The 12,556-nt window shown below is 75.4% G+C and carries 11 protein-coding genes; 3 read left to right on the forward strand and 8 right to left on the reverse strand.

Going from position 1 to position 12,556, the window contains the following annotated elements; translation table 11 throughout:
- Positions 1-28: 28 nt before the first annotated feature.
- From AC0B61_RS11115 to AC0B61_RS11140, 6 genes are all read right to left on the reverse strand, one after another.
- Complete coding sequence (locus AC0B61_RS11115; protein WP_471740346.1) at positions 29-862, reverse strand: ECF transporter S component; 834 nt, start codon at positions 860-862, stop codon at positions 29-31.
- Positions 859-2,496, reverse strand: a complete 1,638-nt coding sequence (locus AC0B61_RS11120) for an ABC transporter ATP-binding protein (protein WP_471740347.1) — start codon at positions 2,494-2,496, stop codon at positions 859-861. The genes AC0B61_RS11115 and AC0B61_RS11120 overlap by 4 nt, the downstream gene beginning before the upstream one ends.
- Complete coding sequence (locus AC0B61_RS11125) at positions 2,493-3,599, reverse strand: energy-coupling factor transporter transmembrane component T family protein (RefSeq protein WP_471740348.1); 1,107 nt, start codon at positions 3,597-3,599, stop codon at positions 2,493-2,495. Before AC0B61_RS11125 ends, AC0B61_RS11120 begins: the two co-directional genes overlap by 4 nt.
- Before the next feature lie 25 nt (positions 3,600-3,624).
- On the reverse strand, positions 3,625-4,299 hold the full coding sequence (locus AC0B61_RS11130) for an SCO2322 family protein (protein ID WP_471740425.1): 675 nt from the start codon (positions 4,297-4,299) through the stop codon (positions 3,625-3,627).
- 77 nt (positions 4,300-4,376) lie between these two features.
- The gene (locus AC0B61_RS11135; protein WP_471740349.1) at positions 4,377-5,693 is read right to left on the reverse strand and encodes a prenyltransferase/squalene oxidase repeat-containing protein; all 1,317 of its coding nucleotides are present in this window, start codon (positions 5,691-5,693) and stop codon (positions 4,377-4,379) included.
- Between the two features lie 322 nt (positions 5,694-6,015).
- Positions 6,016-6,603 (reverse strand): TetR family transcriptional regulator, encoded by a 588-nt coding sequence (locus AC0B61_RS11140; RefSeq protein ID WP_471740350.1) that lies wholly within the window; start codon positions 6,601-6,603, stop codon positions 6,016-6,018.
- A gap of 389 nt (positions 6,604-6,992) precedes the next feature.
- Here AC0B61_RS11140 and AC0B61_RS11145 point away from each other — a divergent pair, with 389 nt between their 5' ends.
- The 3 genes from AC0B61_RS11145 (at position 6,993) to AC0B61_RS11155 (ending at position 10,303) form a co-directional block, all read left to right on the forward strand.
- Complete coding sequence (locus tag AC0B61_RS11145; RefSeq protein WP_471740351.1) at positions 6,993-8,303, forward strand: glycosyltransferase family 4 protein; 1,311 nt, start codon at positions 6,993-6,995, stop codon at positions 8,301-8,303.
- A 207-nt stretch (positions 8,304-8,510) separates the two neighbouring features.
- On the forward strand, positions 8,511-9,245 hold the full coding sequence (locus tag AC0B61_RS11150; RefSeq protein WP_471740352.1) for a class I SAM-dependent methyltransferase: 735 nt from the start codon (positions 8,511-8,513) through the stop codon (positions 9,243-9,245).
- Positions 9,242-10,303 (forward strand): prenyltransferase/squalene oxidase repeat-containing protein, encoded by a 1,062-nt coding sequence (locus tag AC0B61_RS11155; RefSeq protein WP_471740353.1) that lies wholly within the window; start codon positions 9,242-9,244, stop codon positions 10,301-10,303. The genes AC0B61_RS11150 and AC0B61_RS11155 overlap by 4 nt, the downstream gene beginning before the upstream one ends.
- A 111-nt stretch (positions 10,304-10,414) precedes the next feature.
- On the opposite strand, the gene AC0B61_RS11160 is transcribed toward AC0B61_RS11155, so the two are convergent.
- Together AC0B61_RS11160 and AC0B61_RS11165 are read right to left on the reverse strand one after the other, a co-directional pair.
- Positions 10,415-11,332: a hypothetical protein gene (locus tag AC0B61_RS11160; protein ID WP_471740354.1), complete on the reverse strand. Its 918-nt coding sequence runs from the start codon at positions 11,330-11,332 to the stop codon at positions 10,415-10,417.
- Between the two features lie 215 nt (positions 11,333-11,547).
- A complete protein-coding gene (locus AC0B61_RS11165; RefSeq protein ID WP_471740355.1) occupies positions 11,548-12,552 on the reverse strand; it encodes an N-acetylmuramoyl-L-alanine amidase in 1,005 nt (334 codons plus the stop codon).
- Between the last annotated feature and the right edge of the window lie 4 nt (positions 12,553-12,556).

Here is a 12,556-nt window from a genome sequence, read left to right on the forward strand (position 1 = left end):
GTGGAGGGGGCGGTGCCGGGGTGGCGGTTCACTCGCCCGGCGGGCGGAAGGCGACCGGCGCGTCGAAGGCGGCGCGGCGGGTGGCGCGGCGCAGGGCGCGCAGGACGGGGGTGCCGAGGGTGAGGCACAGGACGACGGTCAGGACGGCGCGGGGGAGGTCCCAGCCCAGCGAGGTGGTGAGGCAGTAGGCCGCGAAGCGGACCAGGTTGGCGGGCAGCGGGTCGCCGGGGACGAAGGAGACGGAGCCGGCCAGTCCGCCGATGTACGGCCAGCCCTGGAGGTTCATGACGGTGCCGTAGAGGACGGCGGACAGAGCCCCGTAGCCGGCGAGCAGGAGGAGTTCGCGGCGTCCGCGCAGCGAGGCGGCCCCCGGGAGCAGCCCTGCGCCGAGGCAGACCCAGCCCATCGCCAGCATCTGGAACGGCAGCCACGGCCCGACCCCGCCGGTGAGCAGCGCGGAGGCGAACATCGACAACGAGCCCAGGGCGAAGCCGAATCCGGGACCGAGGACGCGGCCGGAGAGGACCATCAGGAAGAACATCGGCTCCAGGCCCGCCGTTCCGGCGCCCAGCGGGCGCAGGGCGGCACCGGCCGCGGCCAGGACGCCCAGCAGGGCGACGGACTTGGCGTCCAGCCCGGGCGCCCCGCCGCCCGCCTCCCGGCCCTCGGAGATCTGCGCGATGACGACGGCGAGCAGGAGGGGGAGGAGGAGCGCGAACAGCCATGGCGCGTCGGTGGAGTGGCCGACCAGCGCGGACTTGGTGGAGGCGAGCAGCGGCCAGCCGAAGGCCGTCACCCCGACGAGGGAGACCAGCAGCAGGGCCGCGACGGACCGGCGGCCGAGGGGGACCGGACGGTTCATGCGCCGATCGCCTCCGCGACCTGCCGCACGGTGAGCCACGGCCCCGGCGCCAGCACCTTGGCGACCTGCGGGGCGAAGGCGGGGGAGGAGACCACGACCTCCGCGGTCGGTCCGTCCGCGACGATCTCGCCCTCGGCCATGATCACCGTGCGGTGGGCGAGTTCCGCCGCGAGTTCGACGTCGTGCGTCGCCAGGAGGACGCCGTGCCCTTCGGCGGCGAGGTCGCGCAGGATCTCCACCAGCCGGGACTTGGCGGCGTAGTCCAGGCCGCGGGTCGGTTCGTCGAGGAGCAGGAGCGGGGGCCGGGCGGTGAGGACGACGGCGAGTGCGAGGGTGAGCCGCTGGCCCTCGGAGAGGTCGCGGGGGTGGGTGGCGTCGGCGATACCGGGCAGCAGGCGTTCGACGAGGGCGCGGCAGGTGCCGGGTGCGGCGCCCGCGTCGGTGTCCGCCGCGGCGCATTCGGCGGCGACCGATTCGGCGTACAGCAGGTCGCGCGGGTCCTGCGGGACGAGGCCGACCTCGCGGATCAGTTCGGCCGGGCGGGTGCGGTGCGGGGTGCGGCCGCCGACCCGGACGCTGCCGGAGGTGGGGGCGTGCAGGCCGACGAGGCTGCCCAGCAGGGTGGACTTGCCGGCGCCGTTGCGGCCCATCAGGGCGGTGATCTCGCCGGAGCGGAGGAGGAGGTCGACCCCGCGCAGCGCGTGGACCGGGCCCCGCCGGACGGCCAGGCGGTCGGAAACGGCGAGGGGGTCGGAGTTGGCGAGGCGGTCGGGTGCGGCCAGGGCGGAGCCGGTGGGAGCGGCGACGGCGGACGGCGTCCGGCCGTCGAGGCGTTCCCGCAGCCCGGCGGCCTTGCGGCGGGCGTCGCGCACCGACAGCGGCAGCGGCCGCCAACCGGCGAGCCGGCCGAGGCCGACCACGGGCGGGTGCACCGGCGAGTGCGCCATCACCTCGGCCGGCTCGCCCAGGACCGGCGGTTCGCCCGGGGTCAGCAGCAGGACCCGGTCGGCGTACTGGACGACCCGTTCCAGCCGGTGCTCGGCCATCAGCACGGTGGTGCCGAGGTCGTGCACCAGCCGCTGCAGAACGGCCAGTACCTCCTCGGCCGCGCCCGGGTCGAGGGCCGAGGTGGGCTCGTCCAGGACCAGTACCCGCGGGTGCGCGGTGAGCACCGAGCCGATCGCGACGCGCTGCTGCTGGCCCCCGGAGAGGGAGCCCAGTGCGCGGTCGCGCAGGTCGGCGAGGCCGAGCAGGTCGAGGGTCTCCTCGACGCGGCGGCGCATGACGTCGCCCGGCAGGCCCAGCGACTCCATGCCGTAGGCGAGTTCGTCCTCCACGGTGTCGGTGACGAAGTGCGCCAGCGGGTCCTGCCCCACCGTGCCGACCAGGTCGGCGAGTTCGCGGGGCCGGTGCTCGCGGGTGTCCCGGCCGCCGACGGTGACCCGGCCGTGCAGGACGCCGCCGGTGAAGTGCGGTACCAGTGCGCTGACCGTCCCCAGCAGGGTGGACTTGCCGGAGCCCGACGGGCCCACCAGCAGGCAGAGTTCGCCCTCGGGGACGGTGAGGTCGACCCCGCTCAGCACGGGCGCGGCGCAGCCCTCGTACCGGACGGAGACCTGCTCGAAGGTGATCACGATGCCCTCCGGGGCGGGGTCGGGGCGGCGAACGCCGGTACCAGGCCGAGCAGGACGGCCAGGACCGCGGCCAGCGGCAGCGCGGGGACGGTCGGCGGGACGACGGTGGGGGCGAAGGCGGCCGGGTCCTGCGCGGCCAGGTAGGTGGTGAGGGCCGCCACGGCGGCGCCGGACCCGGCGGTCAGCCACTCGGGAACAGCCCAAGGATCGGGCCGGTAGCGGGTCCTGACGGACCGTCGGCTGCCCAGTAGCAGTCCGGCGAAGGCGGCGCCCACGCCGAGCAGCAGGACGGGCAGCGCCCAGCCCGCGCCTCCGGCGGTCAACAGCCCGTACGCGGCCAGGCAGATGCCGAGCAGGCCGGCCAGGGTGAGCGCGGCCGTCGCCCGGGCGAGCCGGCGCGGGATGTCGGCGGTGCGGCCGAAGCCGCGGGTGTCCATGGCGGCGGCCAGGGCGACGGACCGCTCCAACGCCCCTTCCAGGACGGGGAGTCCGACGCTCAACACGGCGGCGATCCCCCGGTCCGTACGGCCGCGCAGTCGCCGCGCGGCGCTCAGTCGGCGGACGTCGGCGACCAGGTTCGGCGCGAAGGTCATCGCCACCACCACCGCCACGCCCGCCTCGTAGAGCGCCCCGGGCAGGGTGCGCAGCAGCCGGGCCGGACTGGCGAGGGAGTTGGCGGCGCCGACGCAGACCAGCAGGGTCGCCAGGCGGAGCCCGTCGTACAGCGCCGCGAGCAGCCCCTCGACGGTGACCCGGCCGCCGATCCGCACGCCCTGCGCCCAGGTGGGCAGCGGTACTTCGGGCAGTGTGAACAGCACGTGGGTGCCGGGGATCGGTGAGCCGAGGAAGACGGCGAACACCAGCCGGATGCCGAGCACCAGCAGGCCCAGGCGCAGGAACGCCCCGTACGAACGCGACCAGGGCGCGTCGCCGCGCCGGGCCGCGACCACGTAGCCGGCGACCGTGGCGAGCAGCAGCAGGATCGCCGGATTGGTGGTGCGGGTCGCCGCCGCGCCCAGCCCGAGTGCCCACAACCACCAGGCCCCGGGGTGCAGTTGGCGGGGGCCGGTGGGCGGTCGGGTGCGACGGGCGGTGCTGCTCACGGGGACTTTCCTGGAGGGGGTGGGGTCAGGAGGGACGGCGGCGGCGGGCCTGCCAGACGGCGCCCCCGGCGAGGACGGCGACCAGCGCGCCCCCGGCGATCAGGCCGACGTCGGGGCCACCGCCGTGGTCGGCGGCCGTGCTGCCGCTGCCCGCAGCGGCGGCGCCCGCCGCGCCGACCTGGTCGGCGCAGCCCGCCTTGGGGTACCCGGCGATGGCGCACAGCAGCCCGTTGGTGTCGTACCGCAGCGGCGGGGCGACGGCGGCCAGCACCTCGGCGGAGGTGGCGCGCGGCGCGACGCTGGCGCACGCCGTCCGCGGCTGCGGCACCGAGGCGGCGGCTGGTTCGGCAGACGACCCGGCGGTGGGCCCGGCGGTCGATCCGGTGTCCGCGGCGGTCCCGAAGTCCAGCACGACGGCCACCCGCTTGTGCCCGTCCTGCGCGGGCGTGTCCGCGCAGACGGCTGCGAAGCTCCCGGCCGTGCGCGGCTTCGCGGCGTCCTGCCCGCCGTCCGGACTCGTCGCGAACCGCCACCCGTCCACGGCGCCGTCCGGCGGGACCGCGATGGCCGGCCCCTGCTGCTGGTACGCCCAGCCCCCGTCCTCGGCGCCGCGCCAGAACGACCAGTACCGGTACCCCGCCGCTTCGGCAGGCGCAGCACCGGCGAACACCAGCAGCGCCCCGACCAGCGGCAGGAGCATGGCGGCGACTCGGCTGCGCACCCGGGCGGTGCGACGGCTGCGCACCCGGGCGGCGCGCGGGTGGCGGGTCGGGAGCGTCACAGGTTCGGGTTGCGCTTGCGCTGGAGGCTGAGGAGGAGCCCGCCGCCGACGCCGATGAGCAGGCCGATGCCGATGACCCAGTACTGGCCGATGCCGTCGGTCTTCTTCCTCGCCGGGGTGGCCCCGTCCGAGGCGGCGGCGGTGGCCTTGGGGGCGGGGCCGAGGGCGGTGAGCTTGCCGGTGAGGTCGGGGGCGGGGCGGTGGTCCGCCTGGGAGACCAGGAGGAGGGTGGCGGTGGCGCCGGCGTCGGTGCCGTTCTTGGTCCAGGCGTCCTGGTGCTGGTCGAGCCAGTCGACGGCGCCGGAGGCCTGGTCGGGGTGGCCGCTCTGGATGAGGGCGAGGGCGGCCCAGGCCGTCGCGGTGTAGTCGGGGCTCGGGGCGGCGCCCGGGGTGGTGAGGGTGAGGTGCTCGCCGCCCGCCGCGAGTTGGGCGGTGAGGTAGGCGCCGACGGCCTCGCCTGACTCGGCGTGCGGGATGGTGGCGGGGGCGGAGCCGTCGGAGCAGACGAGGGCCTTGGGTTCCGCGTCGGCGCGGACCGAGGTGGCGACCGGCAGGTGGCCGCCCGCCGCGGCGAGCGCGGCCTGGGCACTGGCCAGGGCGTTGGGGGTGAGGGCGCCGGTGCCGGCGTCCGGCTGGTAGGCGAAGGCGCCGCGCTGGTCGGCGGGGGCGGTGCAGCCGAGCTGGAAGCGGGCGAGCCCGTCGAACGCGTTCTTCCCGGCACCAGCACCGGCAGCAGCAGTGGCACTGGCACCGGCACCGGCAGCAGCACCGGCAGTGGCCCCGCCGTTCCCCGCCTTGGCGACGCTCGCCGGGTCGGTCCTGGCGGCGAACAGCGCGTTGACGGCGAGCCCGGTGGAGTTGGCGTCGCCCGGGCTGCCCGGGTTGTAGGCCCAGCTGCCGTCGGTGTTCTGGTTGGCCCGGAGCCAGGCGACGCCCCGGTCGACGGCGGGCTGGTGCCCGCCGAGGGCGACCAGGGCCTGGATGGCGACGGCGGTGGCGTTGCTGTCCTCGGTCTTGGCGTCGCAGGCCGTGCCGGCCGCCCGGTAGGAGGGCCAGCCGCCGTCCTCGCACTGCTGGCCGGCGAGCCAGTCCACCGCCGAGTCGGCCGGGGTGACCTTGGCGGCCGTCAGCGCGGTGAGGGCCAGTGCCTGCCGCCACACGCCGTCGTACGTCGGGTCGCTCTTGCCGTACAGGCCGTCGGGGACGGCGGCCGGGGTGGGCGCGGGACTGTCGGCCAGGGCCGGTCCGGCGGCGACGCCGGCGAGCAGCGCGGCGGACAGGGCGGCGGCGCCCAGGCGGGCGGCGGTCAGCATGGTGCGGTTGTGCCTTTCGGTGAGCGGTGGTGGCCCGGGCGGGGCCGCCGTTCCGTGGTCCTCGACGGTGCCGGGCCGGTACATGTCCGGGTCGGCCGCCGGGGCGGTCGCCGGGCGGCCGGGGTGGCACCGGGCTCACGGTTGCGGGGTCAGCGCCGGATTCGCACCGGATTCGCACCGGCTTCCCCCGGGGGAGGAGCGGGATGGAGTCGAGCTGCCCGTCGACTCTATCCGCCGGACCGAACCCGGCGGCGGGCCGCGGCGGGAACAGGTTCCAGTCGGGGCGCGCCCGCGCGGCGGATCGAGCGGCCGGGCCGGGGCCTCACGGCAGCGTGAGCAGCCGGGCCGCGGTGTGCAGGTCGGCCCGGACCTCGGCGATCGAGGCGCGCCCGGAGAGCCAGGCGACGAGCGCCGAGTGCCAGGTGTGCTCGATCACCCGCACGGCCGCGCGCTGGCTCTCGCTGGGCGGGCCCGACTGGCCGATGGCGTCCAGGATGAGCTGCCCGGTGGCCGCGCTGACCTCGTCCACCTCGGTGCCGACCGAGCGGTCCGCGAAGGACAGCGCCCGGACCATCGCCTCGGCCAGCAGCGGCTCGCGCTGCAGCGCGTGGAACGCGCGGGTGAGCGTGTCGGCGACCCGCAGGGCCGGCTCCGCGTCGGTCGGCGGGTGCCGGCGGATGTGCTCGTGCAGGCCCCGCAACTGCTCCAGCATCACCGCGACCAGCAGGTGCACCTTGGACGGGAAGTACCGGTACAGGGTGCCGAGCGCGACCTGCGCGCTCTCCGCGACCTCCCGCATCTGCACCGCCTCGTACCCGCCCCGCGACGCCAGCGCGGTGGCCGCCCGCAGGATCCGCCGCCGGCGCTCGGCCTGGCGTGCGGTCAGCGGCAGCTCGGCGGTCCGGAGCACGACGGGCTCCGGGCGCACGGGCTCGGCCGCCGGCGACGAGGGCAACGGGGACGAGGGCAACGGCGGCAACGGCGGCGGCGATGAGGGTGGCAACGGCGGCAAGGGTGCTCCCGGGCGGGGCGAGAGTGGCGGCGTACTCCACAGGTCAGCTGTTCGGCACGTCAGCTGTTCGGCAGGTCAGCTGGTGGGCAGGTCAGCTGGTGGGCAGGTCGGCGTGGCGGGAATCACCAGCCCTGGCACCTGAGGAAAAGCTACGGGCCGGTATCTTCGAGGTCTCTCATTGTTCACGTGGTCGATGACGAGTTCCAGGGCCACTGAAACCTGATCTACTTTAGCGACCGGCAGCACCGGCCGGCAGCACGAACAGCAGCTAGAGAAGAGGGCCCAGGATGACCGCGCAGCCGCTGCGGATTGCCCTGCTGTCGTACCGCGGGGATCCCTTCTGTGGCGGTCAGGGCGTGTACGTACGGCACCTCTCCCGCGAGCTGGCCAGGCTCGGCCACCACGTGGACGTGATCGGGGCCCAGCCGTTCCCCGTGCTGGACGCGGTCGACGGCCCCGGCTCGGTGCGCCTGGTCGAGCTGCCCAGCCTGGACCTCTACCGCGCGGACGACCCGTTCCGCACGCCCGCCCGCGGTGAGTTCCGCGGCCCGGTCGACGTGCTGGAGTTCGCGACCATGCGCACCGGCGGCTTCCCCGAGCCGCTGACCTTCTCGCTGCGCGCCCGGCAGTACCTGGCCGCGCACAAGGGCCGCTACGACGTGGTGCACGACAACCAGACCCTCGGCTACGGCCTGCTGGGCCTGCACCGGCACGGCTTCCCGCTGGTCACCACGATCCACCACCCGGTCACCGTGGACCGGCAGTTGGAGCTGGACGCGGCCGCCACCCGGCTCAAGCGGCTCTCGCTGCGCCGCTGGTACGCCTTCACCCGGATGCAGCGCCGGGTCGCCGCCCGGCTGGACCACGTGATCACCGTCTCCGGCACCTCGCAGCGCGAGATCGCCGAGCACCTCGGCGCCGCGCCCGGCGCCATCTCGGTGGTGCCGATCGGCGCCGACACCCGGCTGTGGTCGCCCTCGGACGCGGTCGGCCGGGTGCCCGGCCGGATCGTCACCACGTCCAGCGCGGACGTCCCGCTGAAGGGCCTGGTCTTCCTGGTCGAGGCGCTCGCCAAGGTCCGCACCGAGCGGGACGCCCACCTGGTGGTGGTCGGCAAGCCGCAGAAGGAGGACGGGCCGGTGGCCGAGGCGGTGCGCCGCTTCGGGCTGGCGGAGCACATCGAGTTCCGCAGCGGTCTGACCGACCAGGAGCTGGTCGACCTCTACCGCTCGGCCGAGGTGGCCTGCGTCCCGTCGCTGTACGAGGGCTTCTCGCTGCCCGCCGCCGAGGCGATGGCCACCGGCACCCCGCTGGTCGCCACCACCGGCGGGGCGATCCCCGAGGTGGCCGGGCCGGACGGGCAGACCTGCCTGGCGGTGCCGCCCGGGGAGGCGGACACGCTGGCCGCCGCGCTCGGCCGGCTGCTGGACGACCCGGAGCTGCGCGCCAGGCTCGGCGCGGCCGGCCGGGAACGGGTGCTGGCCCGGTTCACCTGGGAGCGGGCCGCCGAGCTGACCGCCGACGCGTACCGCGCGGCGATCGCCACCGGCGTCGGCGCCCGGGCCCGCTCGGGGCCCGGCTGGCGGTACGTGGCCTAGCGGCCCGGGCCGGGTGTGCCGACGCGGAGCCGTCGCCCGACGCGACGCACGCGTGGTCCGGCGAAGCTCGCCGAATTCCACCGAAGGTCACCGAAGGCCGACGAAGCCCGACCAGGCCGACGAAGCCCGACCAGGCCCGATCGAAGCCCGACGAGGTGTGACGAAGCGTCAAGAACGCTTGGTAGCAATAGGAATGGGAGTCCCGCAGTGCTGACCGTCGATTTCTCGCGCTTTCCGCTCGCCGCCGGCGACCGGGTGCTCGACCTGGGCTGCGGCGGGGGCCGGCACGCGTTCGAGTGCTACCGCCGCGGCGCCAACGTGATCGCCCTCGACCAGAACGCCGAGGAGATCGCCGAGGTCACGAAGTGGTTCGCGGCGATGGAGCAGGCCGGTGAGGCCCCCGAGGGCGCGTCGGCGGTCGCGATGCAGGGCAACGCGCTGGCCCTGCCGTTCGAGGACGAGTACTTCGACAAGATCATCATCTCCGAGGTGATGGAGCACATCCCCGACGACAAGGGCGTGCTCGCCGAGATGTTCCGCGTCCTCAAGCCGGGCGGCCTGCTCGCCGTCACCGTGCCGCGCTGGCTGCCCGAGAAGATCTGCTGGGCGCTGTCCGACGAGTACCACGAGGTCGAGGGCGGCCACATCCGCATCTACCGGGGCGACGAACTGCTCGGCAAGCTCAAGGACGCGGGCCTGCAGCCCTACGGCACCCACCACGCGCACGCGCTGCACTCGCCGTACTGGTGGATCAAGTGCGCGGTCGGCGTGAACAACGACAAGGCGCTGCCGGTCAAGGCCTACCACCAGCTGCTGGTCTGGGACATCGTCGGCACCCCGGTGGTCAGCACCCTCACCAAGGCCGCCGAGCGGGCGCTCAACCCGGTCATCGGCAAGAGCTTCGTCGCGTACGCCGCCAAGCCGCAGCGGGCGACGGCATGACCGCCGCCGTCCCGGACTCGCTGCTGCTCGACGGGGTGCTCGACGCCGAGCAGGCCGCAGACACCGTCCGCAGCATCCTCGCCGAGCAGCGCCCCGACGGCGCCCTGCCGTGGTTCGCCGGCCACCACCTGGACCCGTGGGACCACACCGAGGCCGCGATGGCCCTCGACACGGCCGGCGAGCACGCCGCCGCCGAGGCCGCCTACCGCTGGCTCGCCGCCAACCAGAACCCGGACGGCTCCTGGTACGCCGCCTACACCGACGGCGTGGTCACCGACCGGGCCAAGGAGAGCAACTTCTGCGCCTACGTGGCGGTCGGGATCTGGCACCACCACCTCAGCTCCGGCGACGACGCCTTCCTGGAGTGGATCTGGCCGGTCGTCCGGCGCGCCCTGGACTTCGTCACCGCCCTGCGGCTGCCCGGCGGCCCGATCGCCTGGCGGGTCGACGACGACGGCGCCGCCACCGGCGAGGCACTGCTCACCGGCTCGTCCAGCATCCTGCACGCGCTGCGCTGCGGCCTGGCCATCGCCGACTACCTGGAGGAGCCGCAGCCCGACTGGGAGCTCGCGGCCGGCCGGCTGCGGCACGCCATCGCCCACCACCCCGAGCGGTTCCTGGACAAGGGCCGCTACTCGATGGACTGGTACTACCCGGTGCTCGGCACCGGCCTGCGCGGCGACGCGGCGGTGGCCCGGATCGAGCGGGACTGGGAGCGCTTCGTCGTCCCCGGCCTCGGCGTGCGCTGCGTCAGCGACCGCCCCTGGGTGACCGGCGGCGAGAGCGCCGAACTGGCCCTCGCGCTCTGGGCGATCGGGCAGTCCGACCGCGCGGTGGACATCCTGCGCTGGATCCAGAAGCACCTGCGGCACGAGGACGGCTCGTACTGGACCGGGTACGTCTTCGAGGACGACGCGATCTGGCCGCAGGAGCGCACCACCTGGACGGCCGGGGCGCTGCTGCTCGCGGTGGCCGCCCTCGGCGGTGACCCGGCGACGGTCGCGGTCTTCGGCGGGGACCACCTGCCCGCCGGGCTGGTGGTCCAGGACTGCTGCTGAGCGCAGCGGCTGCGCTCGGAGCGGCCGCGCGGAGCGACTGCGCGCAACGGCTGACGCGGAAGGGCGGGACCGGAGAAGACCGGTCCCGCCCTTCCGCGTGTGCCCGCGGCGTCAGCCGCGCTGCAGGCCCGCGGTGTCGGACAGCACGCCCTGGGTGCCGTCCGGCAGCTGCGCGACCAGCGCGGCACCGCGCTGCTCGACGGCCAGGTACCAGGTACCGGGCACGACCTCGCCGACCGGGGCGCCGGCCGGGTTGTCCTTCGGAGCCAGCTGGCGCGGGGCCGGGACGGCGAACCAGAACGGCTGGAAGTCCGCCGCCGGGGCGGCCGGCTGCTGCGCGGCCGGGGCCGGCTGCGGGGCCGGCGCACCGGCGTCCTGCGGCTGACCGGGGTGGACCGGCTGACCGGGCTGCGGCTGGCCGGGGGCCGGGTAGCCGTAGCCGGGCTGGGCGCCGAACGCCGGGTCGTGGCCCGGCGCCGGGTAGCCGTACTGGCCGGGCTGACCGGGCGCACCCGGGTGGCCGGGCTGTCCCGGGACGGGGTAGCCGCCCTGGTACGGGGCGGCCGGGCGGTCGGAGACCAGTGGGGCCTTCAGCGCGGGCACCAGCGGGCTCGCGGCGGCCGCGCCCGCGAGCACGATCAGCGCGATGAAGCCCAGCCAGGCGCCGAAGCCGTGGCTGATGCTGCCGCCGGACGGACCGCCGCCCAGCGACCACACCGAGGTCCACAGCGCCGCGACGGCGAAGGCGATGCCCCACTGGTCCAGCCGCAGGCCGAGCACCTGGCGGCTGGCCGCCGCCTGGCCCTGGAAGCGCTGCACCAGGATCAGCACCGCCGCGGCGATGCCCAGCAGGTAGATCGAGGGCAGGATGGGGAACAGCTCGGTGCTCCACGCGTTCTGCGAGGCGTTGGGCCCGCAGTACCGGCCGGCGCAGCTCACGGTCCAGTAAGGCAGGAAGGAGGCGATGAAGAGCAGGACGGCCGCGCCTGCGACGGCGGCGTCTCCCCTGGTGAGAGCGCGCAGATTCACTAACGTTCCCCTCGTTGACGTGTCGTGGACGGTGCTTCGTGCGGTCGGGCTGACCGGTCGAAACTCCCGAACGGACCAGAAGCCTAGGCCCAACCGTCCTGCCGGTGCACGGCGGGACCGGGAACGGGGCGAAGTCGTTGCAAACCGCGCGGGCCGGGCGCAGGGCCGTCCGCCGGGGTGTGCGGTCCAACTTCCGTACTGGGCCTTCGAATCCGCTATTGCGTCGTCAGGAAAGCGGTCAGCGCGTCGGCGATCCCCTGGGCCGCTTGCTGGCGCCACTGAGGGTCCGTCATCCGCTTCGCGTCCGTCGAGTTGCGCATGTTACCGCACTCGATGAACACCTTGGGGACGGTGGACAGGTTGAGGCCGCCCAGGTCGGAACGGGTGTCCAGGCCCTGGTTCGCGACGTAGTCGGCGTACGGCTCGCCGGTCGCGGTGCGGAACTGGTCGCGCAGCAGCAGACCGAGCCGGTGCGAGGGTTCGACGATCGCGGAGTTGTCCGCCTTACCGGCCACCACCTTGGCCGGCATGATCACGTGGAACCCGCTGCCACTCGCCGGGCCGCCGTCGCCGTGCACCGAGACCGCGGCGTCGGCGTGCGCGTCGGCACCGGCCTTGGCGCGCTCGTCGATGCACGGGCCCCAGGGGCGGTCGCCGTCCTGCACCAGCACCACCGTGGCGCCCCGGGCGGCCAGGATGGCGCGGGCCCGGCGGGAGACGTCCAAGGTGTACTCGGCCTCGGTGTAGCCGGCGTTGGTCTCCGTCCCGGTGGTGTCGCACTCCTTGCGGGCGTTGCCGATGTCGACCTGGCGGTTGATCTCGGTGGTGTGCGCGGAGTTGCCGGGGTTGTGGCCGGGGTCGAGGAGGACGGTGCGGCCGGCCAGGCCGTTCGCCCCGGCGGAGTTCGGGGTGGCGTTCGGAGTGGCGGTCGGAGTGGCGGTCGGAGTGGCGGTCGGAGCGGCGTTCGGAGAGGCGGTCGGAGCGTCGGAGGGGGGCGGCGGTGCGGCGGGCGCCGTGGCGGGGTCGGCGGTGACCGCCGGGGTGACGGCGGCCTGCGCCGTGGCGGCAGCCGAGACGGCGACCGCGGCGCCCGCCGGATCGGAGTGGTCGAGGGCCCGCCAGCCGAACCAGCCCGCCGTACAGAGCGGAACGACCGCCGCCACCACCGTGGTGACGCGCAGCGGGGTGGAACGGCGGGTGCGGGGGTCGGTGCCGGTCACGGGT

The sequence above is a fragment of the Kitasatospora sp. NPDC023385 genome (genome assembly GCF_055664045.1).

Bases quoted from the DNA above. Each gene is read 5' to 3' on its own strand.
- AC0B61_RS11135 (WP_471740349.1), bottom strand. From the start codon at position 5,693: ATGCTGACCGCCGCCCGCCTGGGCGCCGCCGCCCTGTCCGCCGCGCTG.
- AC0B61_RS11145 (WP_471740351.1), top strand. From the start codon at position 6,993: ATGACCGCGCAGCCGCTGCGGATTGCCCTGCTGTCGTACCGCGGGGAT.
- AC0B61_RS11115 (WP_471740346.1), bottom strand. From the start codon at position 862: ATGAACCGTCCGGTCCCCCTCGGCCGCCGGTCCGTCGCGGCCCTGCTG.
- AC0B61_RS11155 (WP_471740353.1), top strand. From the start codon at position 9,242: ATGACCGCCGCCGTCCCGGACTCGCTGCTGCTCGACGGGGTGCTCGAC.
- AC0B61_RS11130 (WP_471740425.1), bottom strand. From the start codon at position 4,299: ATGCTCCTGCCGCTGGTCGGGGCGCTGCTGGTGTTCGCCGGTGCTGCG.